We start from the raw sequence: 21,241 nt of genomic DNA on the forward strand, positions 1-21,241 counted from the left end.
TCGCATGATGCGAGCGATTGCATTTTTTTTCAAATATAAAAAATGACAAAAAGCATTTTTGGAAATTACAAATTCATACATCTAAACTAGCCTTTTTCGTATCTTTGCAGTGCTTATTCGTTTTAGTATCTCTTATCAAATATTGAAGGTTACGAATAGGCATTTTTGATAAGAAATACATTCACCCTGTAATCTCATGTTGAAGATGAAGCCATACAGAGTAATTCTTTATTATAATTACACGCCTATCCCCGATGTGGATACTTACCGAGAAAAACATCACTTATTTTGCCTTGAAAATCGTTTGTTAGGACGCATCATTGTTGCGTCAGAAGGACTAAATGGCACTGTTTCGGGCCTAGCAGAAGACTGTGAACGATACATGAATTGGCTAGAAAACGACCCGATTTTTGCAGGCTCTGATTTCGATTTTAAAGTGGAAGAACACGAGGAACACGCTTTTGCTAAACTTCATGTACGTGTAAAAGAAGAAATTGTTAATTCAGATTTGCCAGTTGACCCTAGAGTAAGAACAGGCAAACATTTGGAGCCAGCCGATTTTAAAGCAATGTTGAAGAACGACCCCGACGTTGTATTGGTAGATATGCGTTCTAACTATGAACATAGTATCGGTAAATTCAAAGGAGCGGTTACTTTTGACATGGAAACGCTTAGAGAGCTACCTGAGCACGTTCAAGAAATTGAGCACCTTAAAGATAAAAAAATCATTACGTATTGTACTGGCGGTATAAAATGTGAAAAAGCTTCTGCTTATTTAATCGAGCGTGGCTTTGAAAATGTATATCAGCTACACGGCGGTATCATCAAATATGGCTTGGAAGAAGGTGGCGAGGATTTTGAAGGGAAATGTTACGTGTTTGATAACAGAGTAAAAACTGAAGTAAATACTGTAAACCCTGTTATTATCTCAAAATGCCATATCTGTAAAACTGATACAGAAGATATGGTAAACTGTGCTAATCCAGAATGTAACGAGCATTTACCAATTTGTGCTACTTGTTTACTAGAAATGGATGGGGCTTGTTCTGATGAATGTAAAAATCACCCACGCAAACGTCCTTATAATGTTAAAGGGTATTATTCGAAGCAGTCGGATAACTATACTCCAGAATTTGGCTTCAAAAGTAGAAAATTAACCAAAAGTCCTTTGGAACAAAACGCGTAATTTATATATTTGACGACTATATTCAACTAGAGGTATTGTAGCTATTTACAATACCTCTAGTTTTTTTCATTTAACTTCATTGAACAATGGCTATTTCACCAACCGATTTGATTACAAATGCTGATGGAAGCATATATCATTTAAATCTTCGTCCAGACAATATCGCTGATACCATCATTACTGTGGGGGACCCTGAAAGAGTGGAAAAGGTATCTCAATATTTTGATAACATAGAATTTAAAATCAATAAAAGAGAATTCGTTACGCATACGGGCTATGTAGGGAAAAAACGTTTGAGTGTAATTTCAAGTGGCATCGGTACTGATAACATAGAAATTTTAATGAACGAACTCGATGCGCTGGCTAATATAGACTTAGTTACCAGAACGCCATACGCCAATCATAAATCATTGAATATTATTCGTTTAGGAACTTCTGGCAGTTTACAAAAGGACATTCCTCTTGAAAGCATTGTAGTATCCAAATTAGGCATTGGCTTTGATTCACTAGGGTTCTTCTATCATTCACCAGACAGTGAAATTGCTGAATCTATCAAACAAAGTTTTGAGTTAGATTTTTTGCCTTATGCCAATACAGGAAGCCAATCATTATTCACATTGATGATGGATAACAGCCCCAATAATTGGGTTGAGGGCAACACTGTTACCTGTCCGGGTTTTTATGCCCCACAAGGCAGAGTATTGAGGTATCATCCTAAGATTAAAAACCTTTTAGAAAAATTCAATGCTTACAAGCACGGCAATCTTGTATTAACAAACCTTGAAATGGAAACTGCGGGTTATTATTTGATGGGAAAAATATTAGGCCACGAAGTACTATCAATGAGTGCTATTGTAGCCAGTAGAATGACGAACGAATTTGCCCCGAACGCAGAAAAAACAGTTGATAATTTAATTCAACAAGCCTTAGAAAAGCTAACTAAATAACAACTATAATAGAAAAGGCTGTTTCTATCTATTGAAGAAACAGCCTTTAAAAATCTATCAGTGTAATTGGAAATTAACTACTATGAGTTAATTTTTCCTCTTAAAGCACGTGGGATGTCAATTGTAGCCACTGGAGCCGAAGGATTATTTAAAATCGCAACGTTTTCAGCTTTCAATTTAGCAACTTTCAATGTTTGTCCTAAGTCCAAACCTGTAATATCAGCTTCGATAAAGTCAGGAATGTTATCAGATAAACCTTTCAAAGATACTTTACGTAATTTTTGAACCATTTTACCCCCCTTACGAACGCCTGGTGCATCACCGATAACTTTCACAGGAACATCAATTTTGATTTCTTTACCTGCAACGATTTCTAAGAAATCGACGTGAAGAATCATTTCTGATACTGGGTGGAATTGTGAATCTTGAACGATAGCGTGGTGAATTTCACCTTCGATATTTAAAATTACTTCTGATACTTCAGGAGTATATAATAATTCGCGGAAAAGAATCATTGGTACAGCAAAGTGAATTTGTTTTTCACCACCATACAATACACATGGAGCTAAAGATTCGTTACGAAGATCTTTAGCTGATTTTGTTCCAAGGGTTTCTCTGTTATACCCTACGATTTCAATCTTTCTCATTTTTGAGTGATTTGTGTTGAAAGCCTGTCGATTTCAAGGAACTAATTCCTTAAGCACTATCCTCAATCAACCGTTTAAATTAATTTTTTATAAATAATGAACTGATAGACTCATGGTCACGAATTCTGCCAATGGCTTTGGCAAATAATTCTGCTACTGATAATACTTTAATCTTATCGCTAGCTTCTTTTAATGGAATAGTATCAGTAACAACAAGTTCTGTAAGAACAGAGTTATTGATATTCTCATACGCTTTTCCAGAAAGCACTGGGTGTGTTACGATAGCTCTTACCGATTTAGCTCCTTTATCCATGATTAATTGAGCGGCTTTACACATGGTTCCACCCGTATCAATTAAGTCATCGACCAATACTACATCTGCACCTGTAACATCACCAATCAATTGCATAGTAGCCACTTCGTTAGCACGTTTACGTTGTTTATCGCAAATTACCATTTCGGCATTAAAGAACTTAGCAACATTACGCGTACGAACCACACCACCAACGTCAGGAGAAGCAAACAATAAATTATCTAATCCTAATGATTTTAAATAAGGAACGAAAATCGCTGTTCCTTCTAAGTGATCTACAGGGAAATCAAAGAAACCTTGAATTTGTCCAGCGTGCAAATCCAATGTCATTAATCTGTCGGCTCCAGCAGCAGTTAATAAATTAGCTATCAATTTTGCGCCAATACCTACTCTTGGTTTGTCTTTTCTATCTTGACGAGAATAGCCAAAATAAGGCATAACAACCGTAACATAGTGAGCAGAAGCACGACGAGCGCCATCAATCATTAACAAAAGCTCCAGCATATTATCAGCTGGTGGGAAAGTCGACTGAATGATGAAAACATCACATCCTCTAATAGACTCATTAAAACTTGGTGACATCTCACCATCTGAGAAACGTTGAACAGAAGACAATCCTAAATCTTTTCCGTAAAAGCGAGCAATTTCTTTTGCTAAATATTCGGAAGATGATCCAGTAAAAATCTTAACTTGATTGATAGCAGCCATTTTTTTGGAGAGTTTTGTAAATCTCTCTTAATTCAAAATTATCTTGGAAATACCTTTTCTGAAATTTACCGCAAAAGTACAAAAATCATTTAGTAAAATAGCATCAAAACAACGTTTTTTCATGTATTTGTTGTTTTCATCAAAAACAACATTACATAATACAACTATTTATTGATATATCACCTTTTTAGCTGAAAGCAAAGTGTTTTTCATCAACGAAACAATCGTCATCGGCCCTACTCCTTTAGGCACTGGTGTGATGAAAGAACATTTCGGTGCTACTTCGTCAAACTTAACATCACCCTTTAAAGCAAAGCCAGATTTCTTAGTAGCATCTTCTACCCTTGTCAAGCCTACATCAATAACAACAGCACCATCTTTTACGTATTCAGCCGTGATAAATTCGGGACGTCCTAATGCAGCAATCAAAATATCAGCACTAGCACAAACCGCAGGTAAATCTTTCGTTTTAGAGTGTGTAAGCGTTACGGTACAATTACCGATTTTATTATTACGTTGCATTAAAATTGACATTGGCAAGCCTACAATTTGGCTACGACCTACTACCACACAATGTTTACCAGAAGTCTCTATGTTATAATATTCTAGTAAATCTAATACCCCTTGCGGAGTAGCAGAAATATACGCAGGAAGACCTTTCGCCATTCTACCAATATTGATTGGATGAAAACCATCCACATCTTTACTTGGTGCAATTGTCTCCATTACTTTATCGGGATTGATATGGTTTGGAAGAGGTAATTGAACAATCAATCCATCCATATCTTCATTATCATTTACTTTTTGAACCTCCGCTAACAGTTCTGCTTCGGTAATACTTGGGTCAAAACGAAGTAAAGTTGAATTAAATCCTAACTCTTCACAAGATTTCACTTTGTTGGCAACATACGTTTCAGAAGCTCCATTATTTCCGACCAAAATGGCTACTAAATGAGGCGTTTTACCTCCAGATGCTTTGATTTCAGCTACTTCCAATGCGATTTCTTTCTTGATTTCGTCAGCAACTGCTTTCCCGTCTATAATTTGCATGGTTTGTTTTTTTGTAATTTGAAGTCGCAAAATTACGGCTAGTTTTTTGTTAAGCAAAACAAATTGGGTTATCTCTGGCTATATCCTAATCATTTACCAAAATATCCCATAATTTAGCCAAGCCCACACTGCCGATATGCTCGATAAAAGACATATTCTTTCTAGTGGCAGCTTCAGGCTTTTTAGGGTCAATGACGTAAATAGGCACAAAACTTAGCACATAATTAACTAACCCCGCCGCTGGATATACCTGTAAGGACGTTCCTACTACGACGAAAATATCAGCACTTTCTGCTATTTCAATGGCTTCGTGTATAAGAGGAACATCTTCATGAAACCACACGATATGCGGGCGAAGTTGTGAACCTTTTTCACATTTATCACCCAAATTGATGGGCTTTGTGCCAATATCATAGACCAACTGTTCATCAACTGTCGACCGAGCTTTTGTTAATTCACCATGAAGGTGCAACACATTGGTAGAGCCAGCGCGTTCATGAAGATTATCTACATTCTGAGTAATGATTTGAACGTCGTAGTATTGTTCAAGACGCGCTAAAATCTTATGTCCTTCGTTGGGTTCAACATGGTCTAACTTAGCCCTTCGCTCATTATAAAAACGCAAGACTAATTCTGGGTCTTTTTTAAAGCCTTGTGGCGTGGCTACATCTTCGATGGCATGATTCTCCCAAAGTCCATCCGATGCCCTAAAAGTAGGTATGCCACTTTCTGCTGAAATACCAGCACCAGTAAGGACTACTAATTTCTTTTTTGTAGGGTTCATTTCTATATAAATGATTTATTTTGCTTCTAAATTTTAAAATCAAAAAAAGGTCGCCAATCAGAAATCGACAACCTTTCTTTAAAATATTAGGACTAAATGAGATTCAAAAAGAATAATCACAAATCACTCATTCACTAAATCACTCAATTATTAGATTTACTTCTTCTTCCCTCTAGTTGTAGGTGCAGGAGCTTCCTCGCCTAGTTTGATACAATCTTCCAGCGTTAAATCTTCAGGCTTAGTATCTTTCGGAATTTTGATATTTCGTTTCCCAATCTGGATATAGGGTCCATACATTCCATTTACTACTTTGATTGAATCATTTTCAGGGAATTCTTTCAAGTATTTATTGGCTTCGCTATCACGTTTTTTGATGATAATCTCAATCGCTCTTTCGCCAGTAATTGTGTCGATGCTCTCACCTCTTCCTAATGAATAGAATTTGCCATTATGTTTTACATAAGGCCCAAATCTACCTTTGCCTGTTGTGATAGGCTCTCCTTCAAAACTTCCAATGGCACTTCCAACATCTGCCTGACGCTTTTCCAGAATCAATTCGATGGCTCTTTCTTCTGTTATCGTAAATGGGTCTTCAGTAGGCGGAAGGCTCGTATATTTATCATCATGACGAATATAAGGCCCCATTTTGCCTGCTCCAATTACCATAGGCTTATCTTCAAAGAAACCAACTTCTCGTGGCAGTTTTGGCAATTCCATCAATGCCAAAGCCTCCTCTAAAGTAATGGTTGTTACTAACTGGTCTTTCTTAAGGTTGAAATAAACAGGTTTTTCATCATCTTTGGTTTTAGCTTCGCCCAATTGTACATAAGGGCCAAACTTGCCTAATCTTACCGAAACAGGCTTTCCTGTTTTTGGGTCAATACCCAAATCACGTGTTGAACCTACTGTGTTTCTATCAACACCTTTACTATCTTCAATGGTTTGATGGAAGCCTTGGTAAAAGTTATCAATCATTTTTGACCACTCTACCTTTCCTTTGGCAATCTCATCAAATTCATCTTCCATATCGGCAGTAAATTTAAAATCTACTACTTCCTTGAAATTTTCGACTAGAAAGTCATTCACTACCATACCTACTGAGGTAGGGAATAGCTTAGCTTTTTCAGTACCAAATGTTTCTTTGCTTATTTTTTCAGAGATTTTGTTCTCTTTCAAAATAATCTCTTTAAAGTTTCGCTCCTTGCCTTCTCTATCTTCTTTTACAACGTATTCACGTTTGATAATCGTTGAAATAGTCGGGGCATACGTAGAAGGACGACCCACACCTTTATCTTCTAAGGCTTTTACCAAACTCGCTTCTGTATAACGTGCTGGTGGACGAGAAAAACGCTCAGTAGCTTTTAGCGTATCTAAATTCAGGATTTGCCCGATATTTAAAGGAGGTAACATTTTTGAGTTTTCTTCATCGTCCTCATCATCTTTTCCTTCTAAATATACTTTCAAGAATCCATCAAATTTAATAACCTCTCCTTGTGCTATTAGTTCCTCAGACGTAGTAGAAATTCCAACGGTAGCAGTGGTTCTTTCTAATTGGGCATCTGCCATTTGCGAGGCAATAGCACGCTTCCAAATAAGTTCGTACAAACGTCTCTCTTTGGCGTCTCCAGAAACAGTACTTTCAGCAAAATCTGTTGGACGAATAGCTTCGTGAGCTTCCTGTGCAGATTCATCCTTGGTTTTATACTGTCGGGTCTGTACATAATCTACTCCATAGGCATTTGTAATGGCTTCTTTAGCTTTTGCGATTGCTTCTTCTGATAGACTCGTTGAGTCTGTTCTCATATAAGAAATCTTACCTGCTTCGTATAGTTTCTGTGCATACATCATGGTTGATGCCACAGAATATCCTAATTTACGTGAAGCCTCCTGTTGTAAAGTAGAAGTGGTAAAGGGTGCCGTTGGAGATTTTTTAGCAGGTTTTGTTTCTAAGTTCTTAATCTTGAACTCTGCTCCTATGCATTTTGTCAAAAACGCCCTTGCTTGTTCCTCAGTTTCAAAATTTTTGGGTAGTTCTGCCTGTAAAACTCTCCCTCCTGCTAATGGGAACTGTGCTATAATTTTGTAAGAAGATTTTGAATCAAAAGTTTCAATATCTCTTTCGCGTTCTACAATAATCCTAACTGCTACAGATTGTACTCTACCTGCAGAAAGCCCCTTTTTCACTTTAGACCATAGCACGGGTGAAAGTTCAAAACCTATCAGACGATCGAGCACACGGCGTGCTTGCTGAGCATTCACTAAATCAACGTCAATAGTTCTTGGGTTTTGAATAGCGTTTTGAATAGCCTTCTTGGTGATTTCTCTAAAGACAATTCTATTCGTATTATCAGCTAGCCCCAAGGCTTCTTTTAAATGCCATGAAATAGACTCTCCCTCACGGTCATCATCGGTTGCTAGCCATACTACATCAGCAGATTTAGCGGCAGACTTTAGTTCGTTGACAACTTTTATTTTCTCAGGAGATATTATATAAGTAGGCTTGAAACCATTTTTAATATCGATGGCGTCGTTTTCTTTAGGTAAATCTCTAACATGACCGAACGAGGATTTTACCGTAAAATCTTTTCCTAAATATCCCTCAATGGTCTTTGCCTTTGCTGGAGACTCTACTATTACTAAGTTTTTCGACATTAATTATTTTGATTGGTGGAGTAAACAATCGAAATTATTTACAAAATATTTATGCTTTAGAGGCTAAAATCCATTAGTTTGATGCCCACTTGGGTATAAAATGCCTGAAAAAGACCTCTACGTTTTATATTTTGTCAAATATATAAACTTCATTTCAAAATGTAGTCCATTTTTTTGATAACAGTAATAAATTTGCAGAATTCTATTATTTATTCGAAATGAAAATTAGCCATCAACCTATATTAATTTGCCAGATTATATGAAGAATCTGTTTAAACTTTCCCTTTCGGATTAAACTAAGTCTTTTAGAATAGCTTGTTCCAAAATTTACTCAATGTAGCGATGCTATGCTTCGAAAATTTTGAAAAAATCAATTCAAAAATACAATACTTTCACCTCAGAATCCGAAAGTTTAAACCGCTTCGAAATAAATCTTAGAGTGCTTCAAAAATACGCTCTCTTTTATATAAACAACAAAAAAGCCTGAGTGTTTGCTCAGGCTTTTTTAATATATGTTATGCTATTATTTCACCAACTTGATGTGTGATGGAGCAAATTTAGTCAAATTGATACCATCAACTGCTTTTACATACTCTTCGATAGTAGGAGTTCTACCAAGAACTGTAGAAAGAACTACCACTGGCGTTGATGAAAGCAAAGATTCGCCTTTTTTAGCATCTGTATCTTCCACAACTCGACCTTGGAATAAACGAGTAGAGGTTGCCATTACTGTATCACCTTTTGCAGCCTTCTCTTGGTTACCCATACAAAGGTTACACCCTGGACGCTCTAAGTATAACATTTTTTCGTATGTTGTACGTGCAGCTGCTTTAGGTGCATTATCATCAAATTCAAAACCTGAGTATTTTTGTAATACTTCCCAGTCGCCTTCCGCTTTCAATTCATCAACAATGTTATAAGTTGGCGGTGCTACTACAAGTGGTGCTTTAAATTCAACTTTACCATTTTGTGATTCAATGTTTTTAAGCATTTGTGCCAAAATTTTCATATCACCCTTGTGAACCATACAAGAACCAATAAATCCAAGATCTACTTTTTTATCGCCACCGTAGTAAGACAACGGTCTGATAGTATCATGGGTATATCTTTTTGAAACATCGGCATTGTTTACGTCTGGGTCAGCAATCATTGGTTCAGCAATTAGGTCTAAGTCAACTACTACCTCAGCGTAATATTTAGCGTTAGCATCAGGTCTAAGCGCTGGTTTTTCACCAGATTGAATTTCAGCAATTCTCTTATTAGCCTTATCAATCAATCCTTGAAGCACTTGGTTTTTGTTGTCCATGCCCTTGTCAATCATGATTTGGATTCTGCTTTTAGCAATCTCCAATGACTCTATTAAAGTAGCATCTTCAGAAATACAGATAGATGCTTTTGCTTTCATTTCCGCTGACCAGTCTGTAAATGTAAAGGCTTGGTCGGCAGTAAGTGTACCAATATGCACCTCAATAATTCTACCTTGGAACACGTTTTCTCCACCAAATTGTTGAAGCATTTGTGCTTGAGTAGCATGTACCACATCACGAAAATCCATATATTCCTTCATGTCACCTTTAAAAGTAACTTTTACAGAATCAGGAATTGGCATAGACGCCTCGCCTGTAGCAAGTGCCAATGCCACTGTACCAGAGTCAGCACCAAAAGCTACACCCTTAGACATACGAGTGTGCGAGTCACCACCAATGATGATAGCCCAGTCATCTACCGTAATGTCATTCAATACTTTGTGAATTACATCGGTCATTGCGTGATAAACCCCTTTAGGATCACGAGCAGTAATCAAACCGAAGTCGTTCATGAACCTCATCAATTTTGGAATATTCGCCTGAGCTTTTTTATCCCAAACAGAAGCCGTATGACAACCTGATTGATAAGCACCATCAACCGTCGTAGAAATAGTAGTTGCAGCCATTGATTCTAATTCTTGGGCTGTCATCAAACCAGTAGTATCTTGTGACCCTACGATATTTACTAATACACGAACATCTGAGCCTGCATGTAAAACTTTACCCGGCGTAGCACCTACTGCGTTTTTATTGAAGATTTTTTCTACCGCTGTAAGGCCTTGTCCTTCATTAGAAACTTCTTTTGAAGGAGCATATACTGGAGCAATTGCAATACCTAAAAGTTCAGAAGCAAATGTTTGGATTTTTTTACCAAATACGATAGCATAAGACCCTCCTGCTTTGATAAATTCTATTTTTTGAGGAGTAAACGCCTTAGAAATATCAATCAGCTCCACATCGCCATTGTATAATTTCTTCGTTTTTGTATTAATTGTAAGTACAGTACCTGTTTCTACAGAATACACCTGCTCAAGTATCGGCTCGTTATTTTCATCACGAATAATTTTACCCGCTTCATCTACTTTTTTAACCCAGTTTTTAAGGTCAATTCCGATACCGCCCGTTACATCTACTGTAGTAAGGAAAATTGGAGAAATACCATTCGTACCACCAACAATTGGAGCAAAGTTCACGAAAGGAACGTAAGGACTTGCTTGCTTGCCCGTCCAAAGTGCCACATTATTTACTCCTGACATTCTTGATGAACCTACACCCATTGTTCCCTTTTCTGCAATTAACATCACAGATTTATCTGGGTGTTGCGCTTTCAATGCTTCGATTTCAGCTTGAGCAGCAGGAGAAATCATACATTTTCCGTGCAATTCACGGTCAGAACGTGAATGAGCTTGGTTTCCTGGAGAAAGTAAATCTGTTGAAATATCGCCTTCACCTGCGATAAATGTAACCACTTTAATTTCTTCAGGTATTTCTGGAAGTTTCGTGAAAAATTCTGCTTTAGCATAACTCTCAAGGATGTCTTTTGCTGTTGCATTGCCACTTAGGAAGGCATTTTTCAAACGACTCAAGTCTAAATCGTATAAATAAACTTGCGTTTTCAATACGTCACCTGCCTGTTTTGCAATAGCAGCGTCATCTCCTAAAGCCAAATCTAATAATACTTCAATCGAGGTACCACCCTTAATGTGTGATAACAATTCGAAAGCAAAATCAGGCGAAATTTCTTTTACAACAGACTGACCAAGTATAATCTCTTTTAAAAACTTAGCCTTTACACCTGCCGCAGGAGTAGTTCCTGGCAAAGTGTTATAAATAAAAAACTGAAGTGAATAAGGACGGTGTTCGTTGCCCAAATCTTTAATTTGTTCAATGATTTCGCTTACCAATTCAGCACTATCAATTGGCTTAGGATGAAGTCCTTGCGTTTTTCTTTCTTCGATTTCTTTAAGGTAATCGTTATAAAAATTCATATTGTATTATTTACAGTTATTATGGTATTTTTACGTGTATATTTTTATATCAGTAAACTTCTTCTTAGAATTTAAATTAAGTTTTTCTGTGAATTAGTTGTCTTACAAATTTATAAAAAGCAACTTCGATTTAAAAATTTTTTATCGAATAGACGTTTTTAACATATATTTTCTTTGTTTTGTGTTATTTTTAATTGTGTTATTCTATCATTGAACAGGCAAGCATGATTTTTTTATTAATTCCCAATTAACAATAAAACCTTATAACATTAAAAAATGTATTTTTAACGATATAAGTACGCCCACAGACTGCAAAGAACTTAAAATACCTGAAATTTGTTATCTCTATACATTAAGAATGGAAAATAGTAATTAGATTTATGGATAAATCTTTATTCTTTAAATCTTATAATTTCGTGAACTCTTAACTAAAAACATATTATGGCTTTTGACATTGAAATGATTAAAGCAGTTTACGATCGTATGCCAGCCCGTGTGGAGGCAGCTCGTAAACTTGTCGGCAGACCCCTTACCTTAACAGAAAAAATTCTTTACTCTCACTTGTGGGAAGGTACTCCAACAAGTACGTTTGAGAGAGGTGCTTCTTATGTTGATTTTGCACCAGACCGTGTAGCGATGCAGGATGCTACAGCTCAAATGGCTCTTTTACAATTTATGCAGGCTGGTCGTCCGAAAGTAGCTGTTCCTTCTACTGTTCACTGCGACCACTTAATCGAAGCTAAAGTAGAATCGAAAATTGACCTTTCGGTTGCGATTGATAAAAACAAAGAGGTTTACGATTTTCTCTCATCTGTTTCAGATAAATATGGCTTAGGCTTCTGGAAACCAGGTGCAGGTATTATTCACCAAGTAGTATTAGAAAACTATGCTTTCCCAGGTGGTATGATGATTGGAACTGACTCTCACACAGTAAATGCTGGTGGGTTAGGTATGATTGCCATTGGTGTGGGCGGTGCAGATGCTTGCGACGTAATGGCTGGTTTAGCTTGGGAGTTGAAATTCCCTAAACTTATTGGGGTTAAATTAACTGGTAAATTAAACGGTTGGACTGCTCCAAAAGACGTAATCTTAAAAGTAGCAGGTATCCTCACTGTAAAAGGTGGTACTGGCTGTGTCGTTGAATATTTCGGCGAAGGTGTTACTTCAATGTCATGTACAGGAAAAGGGACTATCGCCAACATGGGTGCTGAAATTGGTGCAACTACTTCTACTTTCGGTTATGACGAATCGATGGCTCGTTATTTAGCTTCTACAGGGCGTGCTGAGGTAGCTGCTTTGGCCGATGCTATTAAAGAACATTTGACTGCTGACCCAGAAGTATATGCTGACCCAGCTTCTTATTTCGACCAAGTTATCGAAATCGACTTAGATACATTAGAACCACATTTGAACGGTCCTTTCACACCAGATTTAGCAACGCCTATCTCTAAAATGAAAGAATTAGCAGAGAAAAACGGCTGGCCAACTAAAATAGAAGTAGGTTTGATTGGTTCATGTACAAACTCATCTTACGAAGATATTTCGCGTGCGGCATCTTTAGCGAAACAAGTGGCTGCCAAAGGCTTAAAAACGAAATCAGAATACACTATCACACCGGGTTCTGAATTAGTACGCTATACAATCGAACGTGATGGATTCATCGAAACTTTCAATGAAATCGGAGGTAAAGTATTCTCTAATGCTTGTGGACCATGTATTGGTCAGTGGGCTCGAGCAGGTGCTGAAAAAGCTGAGAAAAACACCATCGTTCACTCTTTTAACCGTAACTTCGCTAAACGTGCTGATGGTAACCCTAATACGTACGCCTTCGTTGGTTCTCCTGAATTAGTAACGGCTTTGGCAATTGCTGGCGATTTGACATTCAACCCTCTCACAGATTTCTTAACAAACGAAGCTGGAGAATTAGTAAAATTAGATGCACCATCGGGTGATGAATTACCTAAAAGAGGATTTGCAGTAGAAGATGCTGGTTATCAAGCACCTGCTGAAGACGGCTCTTCTGTACAAGTGAAGGTTTCTCCAACATCTGATCGTCTTCAATTATTAGATCCATTTACAGCTTGGGAAGGCACTGACTTATTTGGCTTGAAATTATTGATTAAAGCAAAAGGAAAGTGTACCACTGACCATATTTCTATGGCTGGACCTTGGTTGAAATATCGTGGACACTTAGATAATATCTCAAACAATATGTTGATTGGGGCATTGAACTTCGCTAATGAGAAGACAGATAATGTTAAAAACCAATTAACAGGTCAATACGGGCCAGTTCCTGCTACACAACGTGCCTATAAAGCGGCAGGTATCGGAACAATCGTAGTGGGTGATTCAAACTATGGAGAAGGTTCTTCACGTGAGCACGCTGCGATGGAGCCGCGTCACTTAGGTGTTCGTGTGGTATTAGTAAAATCTTTTGCTCGTATTCATGAAACTAACTTGAAAAAACAAGGTATGTTGGCAATTACATTTGCGAATGAAGCAGACTACGATTTGATTCAAGAAGACGATACAATAAATGTGCTTGGTTTAACTTCATTTGCTCCGGGTAAGCCATTGCAAGTTGTTTTAAACCATAGTGACGGTTCAACTGATACTATTGTAGTAAACCATTCTTATAATGATCAACAAATTGAATGGTTTAAAGCAGGTGGTGCATTGAATATTATTCGTGCTAATGTAGCTAAGTAATTTATTAGGTATAGATATATCAACCTCAAACATGAGTCATCCCGAATTTTCTCATAAAATAGTGAGTTTTGGAGGATTTGTAAGTATTATCGTCTTGTCCTTACTTTTCTTTTCTTGATAAAAGAAAAGTAACAAAAGAAAATCAAGAATTCCTAAACTCGCTCCGCTCAAACAGTAGGAATTCGGTATTTATCAATCATAAAAAAACGGTCTAAATTAGTTTGTAGACCGTTTTTTATGCAATTTTAAAATTCGGGATGACTCATGTTTGAGCTAAACTTCCTTTTTTCCTCCCTTATTAAACTGACAGCATTTCTATAAATTCATTCTCGGTGATTATTCTAATTTTATACCCTATTGCAACTAATTGCTCTGCCATGCTAATTTTTGAAGATTTATATCCTTGGCTGACTCTATAAACATCTGATTGTCCTATTACAATATAATCCGTTTTATTGCTTACACCACTTGAACAGCTTCCTCCTAGTCTTTTTATTAAGGCTTGGGCGTCTTTTCTTACAAAATACTCTAATGTTCCAGTAAACACTACCTCTTTACCATTAAAAGCATTGGAGTGGCTCTCATTAATAGCTATTTCAAGGGTTTTCTTTTTCTTTGAAACTCCAGTGGAACGTTTCTTAGCCTGATTATTAGCCTTGAATAGGTATATTTCTTCGATACTTGTTAACGATAACTCATCCAACACTTTAAGGACTAAATGAGCGCATGCTTCAGCATCCTCTAAAGCATTATGATGGTTGAATCTATAATTTTCAAGTTTAGAGGCTACCAAATAACTCAATCCGTAACCTATTTCTCCCTGCCAAGCCATTCTTGATAAGGCAATCGAGCACATGGGCGTAAACTGAGCAGTTTGTATATTATAATGCGAGCAGACGCTATTTAATACACCAAAATCAAAACTTGCATTGTGTGCAATGACTACTTGATTATCCAAAAGAGGTTTCAGTTCATGCCAAATCTCCTTAAAAGTTGGTTTATCTACTAAATCCTTCAATTCGATTTTGTGGACTTGATTTTGGTAAAAGCCCATTTCAAAGGGAGTAGGTTTTATCATCCATTCTTTTCTCTCAACGATATTTCCATTTTCAACCCTTACAAGTCCCAAAGCACAAGCACTTCCTTTAAAATTATTAGCGGTTTCAAAATCAATTGCAACAAAATTCATCTTGATAATTTTTATGGTTGAGTGGTGATATACTGGCTAACTTTTAATCTACCAACGATGTTAATATTTTACCAAATTTATTAGAATTAACATTACGTAAAAAGTCTCAGATTATTATATGTTGACAAATGATAATGAAATACCCCACTTTGAGAAGCAATTAGTGCAAATTGAGCAACATCCTAACCTCATAAAAGTACCAAAGATGGCTAAGTATGGCTTGGAATAAATGTGGATGACTTTCGACAAGGAGCTATACTTTTTTGATAGGATTACTCCTTTTAATATGCTTTATAGCATGGTAATAGTTTTTGAGGAATGAATTATCAATTATAACGTTTTAAAATAATGGAATTAGAAGTTCTTTTAAGAAAATATATTTCAAACGATAGTTATACTAGTCGGGACATTCCTGCTAGTCATAGATTGTATATAATAGATTTATATATTAAAGATCTGAAAAACTATTTGAAAGAGTTACATGAGTTGATTATTAATCAAACTGAAAATGATGAAAATAAAGCTCACCATTTAGGTTTATTAACAGGCTTAGTAGAGCGAATAATTGTCGAGTTGAATAATGAAAATAATATTGTAAATGAATTGAATCAAATTGACCTCACTGGAGAAGCTAACTTACGCTAATTGTGTCAGAAAAAATCTTTTTATGCCAATATAACCATCTTAAAAAATTCTAACTGTCATTGATTGAGCGTTTGATGGCTCAAAAAACTGTAAAAAGCCCTCAAATATTATCTGGGGGCTTTCTTATAACAAAACAAAACCACAAGAAACCAAACTTGTGGTTCACAAAGATATTGAATATTTCTTATAAAAGGGAGATAAAGAGCATAGTTCCATTATTGTGGAGAATTGAATCAGTATAGTACCATACAAAATACAGAAAGCTTAATAATTATTCTCTATTAAGTTTTTAAAAACTTAATAGAGAATAATTTGGGACGAATATGAGCAGTAGTTTTTTCAATAGAAAATAAAGGTTTTATAGCTAATTTGAAGTAATGTATTCGTTATTATAAAGACAATATAAGCTAACACTTAAATGGTTTATCCAAAATTAAGCAAGCTAGGTTATGTAACAATATTATAGATTATAGTATGTAAAATTTAGCTATGAATAGAAGAATTTATAAATATTATGATTTTCAGTTAAACAAATTCATTAAACGTCAAGTTAGCAAAGTACGCTTTTAAAATAATCCCTTATAAAAGATAAATTGAATTATGAAGCTGTTAAAGGAATTGAGTTTTAGAATAACCTATCATGCCAAGGTTGAATAAGCTTCTACAGTTTTGTAATAGCCTGTTCATTACAAAGGCAAAATCTCACAATTAAAGCCATGAAATCATGATAAAAAAATTAGCTACTAATACTTTTGATATTGTCATGAATGAAGAGGAAATAGAATCAAACGTATATAGAAGAAGAATAACTTCTAACATCCGTTTAGATTCCAATCCTAAAGAATATAAATTAGAATTTCTTTGTGAATATTCAGAATTATGGCATATCTATTCTAATCCCAACAATGAATTTAAAATATGGGATGATAGCAATGAACATTTAGGTTATAAAGAAAGCAAAAAGAAATCTCTTAAATTATCATTAATAAAAAATAGTAAAGAGGATAAATCACAAGGCTTTACAATTTTAGTTTATTTCTGGGGAAAGATATTTTCAAAAGAAAATGACAATACTTTCCTAATAATTCCTGAAACATCTCAATTTAGAAGTAAGTATTTCAAAGAAATATTTATTAATAATAGAGAGAAAGGAGATATAATTAAATCTGGTATGCATAATATATACAAAATAATTATTCTTTTGGCATTATGTATTGAAATAGGGTATTTTGAGGAAGCTAATAGTCCATATAAGAAGGGAACTATTTATTATTTTACTGAAATAAACTTTGGGGGGAAATGTTATGAAATATATTTCAATGTGTTGATTAAAAGTAAAGGACTGATTAGTATAGATCATATCATTGAAATCTAAGTTTTCTATCCTGCCAATGTCAAAAATTCTGCTACAGTTTTGTAGCAGAATTTTTTATGAAATACAAAGGGATTATCTATAAGGATTATTTACTTATTAGATAATGTGAAACTCAAGCTGTTAAAAGAATTACAACATCCCTTATCCTCAATATTCTAAGTGCCATTTTACTGCCATTTTAGTGCCATCACTTTTGGTATTTGGCATATTAAAAGCATAAAAAGCCCTCTGACATAGTCTGAGGGCTTTCCTTCTGAAACAAAACCACAAGAACCATTACTTGTGGTAAAGTTTTAATATTTTATGCTTCTGCAAGGAATTCATCGTGTTGAGAAATATCCAAACCTACTCTTTCTTCTTCTTCAGTTACACGTAAAGGAATGATTTTATCTGTAATGAATAATAAGAAATATGAAAGACCAAATGCGAAAGCTGAAACAACTACAAGAGCTACTAAGTGCTTGATGAATAAAGCTGGGTCACCAGTGATGAAGAAACCTTGTTCTGTTTCAACAACTGCACCATTAACTGCTTTAGAAGCAAATAAACCAGTCATTACCATACCTACCATACCACCTACACCATGGCAAGGGAATACATCTAAAGTATCATCTAATTTAGAATTAGCTCTCCAGTGTGCCGCAACGTTTGAAATAATAGCAGCGATTGTACCAATTGTGATAGCGGCTGTTACTGAAACAAAACCAGATGCAGGCGTAATAGCAACTAAACCTACTACAGCACCGATAGAGAAACCTAACGCTGAAACTTTACGGCCACGTGTTACATCAAATAAAATCCAAGAAAGACCAGCAGAAGCAGCTGCTACGTGAGTAGTTGCAAATGCAGATACTGCTAATGGACTAGCACCTACTGCTGAACCAGCATTGAAACCGAACCAACCGAACCAAAGTAAACCAGTACCTAATAATACGTAAGGAATGTTTGCTGGAGGAAGAATATTCGCTTCAACGTGTGACTTACGACGTTTTAAATATAATGCACCTGCTAAAGCAGCCCAACCTGCACTCATGTGTACAACTGTACCACCCGCGAAGTCAAGAACACCATATTTAAACAACCAACCTTCTGGGTGCCATGTCCAGTGTGCTAACGGAGCATAAACTACTACACAGAAAAGCACCATAAATAATACAAATGCACGGAAGTTAATACGCTCTGCTAAAGCACCCGAAATAAGTGCTGGCGTAATAACGGCGAATTTCATTTGGAAAAATGCAAACAAAGCAAATGGAATAGTACCAGCTAATGGCCAAGGCTTACCATCAAATACTCCTTGGAACATAAAGTAAGTAGAAGGGTTACCTACAAAACCTCCGATTGTTTCTCCGAAAGCTAAGCTGAAACCAAATACTACCCAAATAACTGTAATTACACCCATTGCAATGAAAGATTGCAACATCGTAGAAATTACGTTTTTGTGGTTAACCATACCACCATAAAAGTAAGCTAAACCAGGAGTCATTAATAATACTAAACCTGAAGATACTAGCATCCAAGCAGTATCACCTGTATCAATGCCTTCTGTTACCGCAGCACCCGGAGCAGGAACAAATGCTGCTCCAATTGCAATAATAAGCAAAATGAGAATTGGAATAAATGTTGGTTTTTGTGTCATTGTGATTAGTGTTTTAGGGGTTTATTATGGAATTGTTTACAGAAACTAAATTACACATAACCAGCTATATTTTAGCTGATTATGTGTATTATTATCATTAAAACTTATAAATCATAGCCATACCTAAAGTAGCTTGTGATTTAGTCTCTTTGCCATCACCATCTGTAAAGAAGTTTTTATCATAGCTATCAATTCTTAATTCAGGTTTTAACAACAAGTGACCATCAGCAACTGTGAATGTAGGCGTAATTGTGATAGAAGTAACACTAACACCTGTACCATCAGCTAATCTTAACGCACGTACACCGCTAGTATTAGAGAATGATTCATATCTAGCTCCTAGGCTAAATGTGCTTGAAAAGTCATATTTAGGATACACTGCAAAACCACCCCAAGTCTTTTTGGTAGAAGGTCCACCAGTACCTTGATAGTCACCAGTTTGAGCACCCGTAGCAGCATTTAAACCGATTAAGAATTTTTCTGTTACTTGGTAAGTTGTTGTTAAATCTAACAAATTGTATGATGCATCAGATGCACTTACACCAGTGACAGCATCAGAAGCTTCATTAGAAGTAATACCATTTACATAAACGTTCCATCCTGCAACTGGCTGTACAAACACTTGGGCAATTAAACCTTTGCTAGTGTTATTATCCATTAAATTATCAACGTTGTTAACAATACCTCCCATCAAAGAGAATTTATCAGAGAATGTGTATTGTGCTTTTACACCAATGTGGTAGAAAGGACCATTGTTAAATAAATTTGAAAGTGAATAATGATAGTTAACTGGAGCATCAATTACTTCATAGCCGATGTGTGTTCCAAACTGACCAGCCGTAAATGTCAATTTATCAGTTGCCTTCCAGTTGAAATATGCCTGCTTGATAGCCAATGCTGTTGTACCTCTACCTAATGGCCCGATTACGTTTCCGTATTGCCCCAAATCAGCATTTGGTCCGAATGTTAAATCAACAACAACATCAGATTTTGAAGTTGAATAACCAATTTTTGTTTGAACCAAACCTAAAGAAAACTGACCTGATTTCTGATCGAAAGCTCTAGCAGTTCCAGAAGCACCCAAATTGCTTCCACCTACTGGATTATTGAAGTTGTGTAAGTAGTAAGAATCAATATATCCAGAGAAAGTAAACTTACCTTTGTCCTCCTCTTTTTCTTGAGAAAATGCAGGAACGGCTAAAAACAAAGAAAATAACGTGATTAAGGTTTTTTTCATAATAATATTTGGTTGAATGTTTAAATATTAATGCTTGATTACAGTGCAAATATTATAGGTAAAATTTACTATTCCAAATTTTATGTGCAAATTTTTAACCTATTTTAGGCTTTTTTTCAAAAAATAATCCAAAACAGGTATAATTTTAACCACATATTGGGGAAAAATGTCAATATTTTTATCCTACAAGTTCATTTTTAACATATTCTGTAATATTGCAAAAAAACCAAATATTCTTAAAGTAAAATATCAAGAAAAAATATAATTATTCAAATAAAAAAGCCCTGATTTATCTCTAAATCAGGGCTTTCAACTAAAATAAAAAATAACTATTCAGCGTGTAACCAGGCCTTTTTAGCATAAAGGGTTTCTTCGTCTTCTTCGTGGTCTGGATCAGGAACACAACAGTCTACCGGGCAAACAGCTGCACACTGTGGCTCTTCGTGGAAACCCATACATTCAGTACATTTATCTGAAACGATGTAATAAAATTCATCCGAAATAGGTGTCATTGGGTCTTTACCTCCGATAACACTACCGTCTTCTAGTTCAACGTCTACTAATTTGGTTCCACCCGACCAAGTCCATTCTACTCCACCTTCATAAATTGCTGTATTAGGGCATTCTGGCTCGCAAGCACCGCAGTTGATGCATTCTTCGGTTATGATAATTGCCATAAAAACTTCGTTTTAATTGTATATGCTTTCTTAAATTGATTTAATACCTCTATCAGAATTTAAAACATTCTATTTATTTAAATCATTCACAAAATTAACAGTTAAACATTGAATAGCCTATAAAGTTTGGAGACTATTGAAAAAAATATTTCGTTGTATTTGTGTAAATTTGTAAAAAAAGTACAGAA

Annotated in this window: 15 protein-coding genes; 5 read left to right on the forward strand and 10 right to left on the reverse strand. The window is 35.8% G+C overall.

Features of this window, described 5'->3' with window-relative positions; genetic code table 11:
- Nucleotides 1–205 precede the first annotated feature (205 nt).
- Both J2Y60_RS20590 and J2Y60_RS20595 read left to right on the forward strand, forming a co-directional pair.
- Nucleotides 206–1,186 (forward strand): rhodanese-related sulfurtransferase, encoded by a 981-nt coding sequence (locus J2Y60_RS20590; RefSeq protein WP_309916740.1) that lies wholly within the window; start codon nt 206–208, stop codon nt 1,184–1,186.
- An 86-nt stretch (nt 1,187–1,272) separates the two neighbouring features.
- Nucleotides 1,273–2,133, forward strand: coding sequence for a nucleoside phosphorylase (locus J2Y60_RS20595; RefSeq protein WP_309916742.1), 861 nt, complete (start codon nt 1,273–1,275; stop codon nt 2,131–2,133).
- Nucleotides 2,134–2,213: 80 nt separating this feature from the next.
- Here J2Y60_RS20595 and J2Y60_RS20600 read toward each other — a convergent pair whose 3' ends face one another.
- The 6 genes from J2Y60_RS20600 to J2Y60_RS20625 all read right to left on the reverse strand — a co-directional run bounded on the left by J2Y60_RS20600 (nt 2,214) and on the right by J2Y60_RS20625 (nt 11,582).
- The gene (locus tag J2Y60_RS20600; protein ID WP_309916745.1) at nt 2,214–2,780 is read right to left on the reverse strand and encodes a 50S ribosomal protein L25/general stress protein Ctc; all 567 of its coding nucleotides are present in this window, start codon (nt 2,778–2,780) and stop codon (nt 2,214–2,216) included.
- 79 nt (nt 2,781–2,859) lie between these two features.
- Nucleotides 2,860–3,801 carry a ribose-phosphate pyrophosphokinase gene (locus tag J2Y60_RS20605; protein ID WP_309916747.1) on the reverse strand — a complete coding sequence of 314 codons (942 nt, stop codon included), beginning with the start codon at nt 3,799–3,801 and terminating at the stop codon, nt 2,860–2,862.
- A gap of 168 nt (nt 3,802–3,969) precedes the next feature.
- Entirely contained in the window at nt 3,970–4,851 is an 882-nt protein-coding gene (locus tag J2Y60_RS20610; RefSeq protein WP_309916750.1) for a tetrahydrofolate dehydrogenase/cyclohydrolase catalytic domain-containing protein, read from the reverse strand.
- An 85-nt stretch (nt 4,852–4,936) separates the two neighbouring features.
- A complete protein-coding gene (locus J2Y60_RS20615; protein WP_309916753.1) occupies nt 4,937–5,635 on the reverse strand; it encodes an NAD-dependent deacylase in 699 nt (232 codons plus the stop codon).
- 156 nt (nt 5,636–5,791) lie between these two features.
- Complete coding sequence (topA, locus tag J2Y60_RS20620) at nt 5,792–8,287, reverse strand: type I DNA topoisomerase (RefSeq protein WP_309916756.1); 2,496 nt, start codon at nt 8,285–8,287, stop codon at nt 5,792–5,794.
- 523 nt (nt 8,288–8,810) lie between these two features.
- Nucleotides 8,811–11,582: a bifunctional aconitate hydratase 2/2-methylisocitrate dehydratase gene (locus J2Y60_RS20625; RefSeq protein WP_309916760.1), complete on the reverse strand. Its 2,772-nt coding sequence runs from the start codon at nt 11,580–11,582 to the stop codon at nt 8,811–8,813.
- 441 nt (nt 11,583–12,023) lie between these two features.
- On the opposite strand from J2Y60_RS20625, the gene J2Y60_RS20630 reads away from it, so the two are divergent.
- Nucleotides 12,024–14,291, forward strand: a complete 2,268-nt coding sequence (locus tag J2Y60_RS20630; RefSeq protein ID WP_309916764.1) for an aconitate hydratase — start codon at nt 12,024–12,026, stop codon at nt 14,289–14,291.
- 298 nt (nt 14,292–14,589) lie between these two features.
- Here J2Y60_RS20630 and J2Y60_RS20635 read toward each other — a convergent pair whose 3' ends face one another.
- On the reverse strand, nt 14,590–15,480 hold the full coding sequence (locus tag J2Y60_RS20635) for an exonuclease domain-containing protein (RefSeq protein WP_309916767.1): 891 nt from the start codon (nt 15,478–15,480) through the stop codon (nt 14,590–14,592).
- 348 nt (nt 15,481–15,828) lie between these two features.
- Between J2Y60_RS20635 and J2Y60_RS20640 the strand changes: the two genes are divergently transcribed.
- The gene (locus J2Y60_RS20640) at nt 15,829–16,125 is read left to right on the forward strand and encodes a hypothetical protein (protein ID WP_309916770.1); all 297 of its coding nucleotides are present in this window, start codon (nt 15,829–15,831) and stop codon (nt 16,123–16,125) included.
- Between the two features lie 724 nt (nt 16,126–16,849).
- A complete protein-coding gene (locus J2Y60_RS20645) occupies nt 16,850–17,500 on the forward strand; it encodes a hypothetical protein (RefSeq protein ID WP_309916773.1) in 651 nt (216 codons plus the stop codon).
- Nucleotides 17,501–17,801: 301 nt separating this feature from the next.
- Here J2Y60_RS20645 and J2Y60_RS20650 read toward each other — a convergent pair whose 3' ends face one another.
- The 3 genes from J2Y60_RS20650 to J2Y60_RS20660 all read right to left on the reverse strand — a co-directional run bounded on the left by J2Y60_RS20650 (nt 17,802) and on the right by J2Y60_RS20660 (nt 21,053).
- The gene (locus J2Y60_RS20650; RefSeq protein WP_309916775.1) at nt 17,802–19,139 is read right to left on the reverse strand and encodes an ammonium transporter; all 1,338 of its coding nucleotides are present in this window, start codon (nt 19,137–19,139) and stop codon (nt 17,802–17,804) included.
- Between the two features lie 97 nt (nt 19,140–19,236).
- A complete protein-coding gene (locus J2Y60_RS20655) occupies nt 19,237–20,376 on the reverse strand; it encodes a porin (RefSeq protein WP_309916779.1) in 1,140 nt (379 codons plus the stop codon).
- Nucleotides 20,377–20,705: 329 nt separating this feature from the next.
- Entirely contained in the window at nt 20,706–21,053 is a 348-nt protein-coding gene (locus J2Y60_RS20660) for a 4Fe-4S dicluster domain-containing protein (protein WP_309916782.1), read from the reverse strand.
- Nucleotides 21,054–21,241 lie beyond the last annotated feature (188 nt).

The organism is Arcicella sp. BE140, from assembly GCF_031456255.1.
In the GTDB taxonomy this organism is placed as follows: domain Bacteria; phylum Bacteroidota; class Bacteroidia; order Cytophagales; family Spirosomataceae; genus Arcicella; species Arcicella aquatica.

What these genes read in the sequence shown, in the direction of transcription:
- J2Y60_RS20590 (WP_309916740.1), top strand. Translation starts at nt 206, where the DNA reads ATGAAGCCATACAGAGTAATTCTTTATTATAATTACACGCCTATCCCC.
- J2Y60_RS20595 (WP_309916742.1), top strand. Translation starts at nt 1,273, where the DNA reads ATGGCTATTTCACCAACCGATTTGATTACAAATGCTGATGGAAGCATA.
- J2Y60_RS20600 (WP_309916745.1), bottom strand. Translation starts at nt 2,780, where the DNA reads ATGAGAAAGATTGAAATCGTAGGGTATAACAGAGAAACCCTTGGAACA.
- J2Y60_RS20605 (WP_309916747.1), bottom strand. Translation starts at nt 3,801, where the DNA reads ATGGCTGCTATCAATCAAGTTAAGATTTTTACTGGATCATCTTCCGAA.
- J2Y60_RS20610 (WP_309916750.1), bottom strand. Translation starts at nt 4,851, where the DNA reads ATGCAAATTATAGACGGGAAAGCAGTTGCTGACGAAATCAAGAAAGAA.
- J2Y60_RS20615 (WP_309916753.1), bottom strand. Translation starts at nt 5,635, where the DNA reads ATGAACCCTACAAAAAAGAAATTAGTAGTCCTTACTGGTGCTGGTATT.
- topA (WP_309916756.1), bottom strand. Translation starts at nt 8,287, where the DNA reads ATGTCGAAAAACTTAGTAATAGTAGAGTCTCCAGCAAAGGCAAAGACC.
- J2Y60_RS20625 (WP_309916760.1), bottom strand. Translation starts at nt 11,582, where the DNA reads ATGAATTTTTATAACGATTACCTTAAAGAAATCGAAGAAAGAAAAACG.
- J2Y60_RS20630 (WP_309916764.1), top strand. Translation starts at nt 12,024, where the DNA reads ATGGCTTTTGACATTGAAATGATTAAAGCAGTTTACGATCGTATGCCA.
- J2Y60_RS20635 (WP_309916767.1), bottom strand. Translation starts at nt 15,480, where the DNA reads ATGAATTTTGTTGCAATTGATTTTGAAACCGCTAATAATTTTAAAGGA.
- J2Y60_RS20640 (WP_309916770.1), top strand. Translation starts at nt 15,829, where the DNA reads ATGGAATTAGAAGTTCTTTTAAGAAAATATATTTCAAACGATAGTTAT.
- J2Y60_RS20645 (WP_309916773.1), top strand. Translation starts at nt 16,850, where the DNA reads ATGATAAAAAAATTAGCTACTAATACTTTTGATATTGTCATGAATGAA.
- J2Y60_RS20650 (WP_309916775.1), bottom strand. Translation starts at nt 19,139, where the DNA reads ATGACACAAAAACCAACATTTATTCCAATTCTCATTTTGCTTATTATT.
- J2Y60_RS20655 (WP_309916779.1), bottom strand. Translation starts at nt 20,376, where the DNA reads ATGAAAAAAACCTTAATCACGTTATTTTCTTTGTTTTTAGCCGTTCCT.
- J2Y60_RS20660 (WP_309916782.1), bottom strand. Translation starts at nt 21,053, where the DNA reads ATGGCAATTATCATAACCGAAGAATGCATCAACTGCGGTGCTTGCGAG.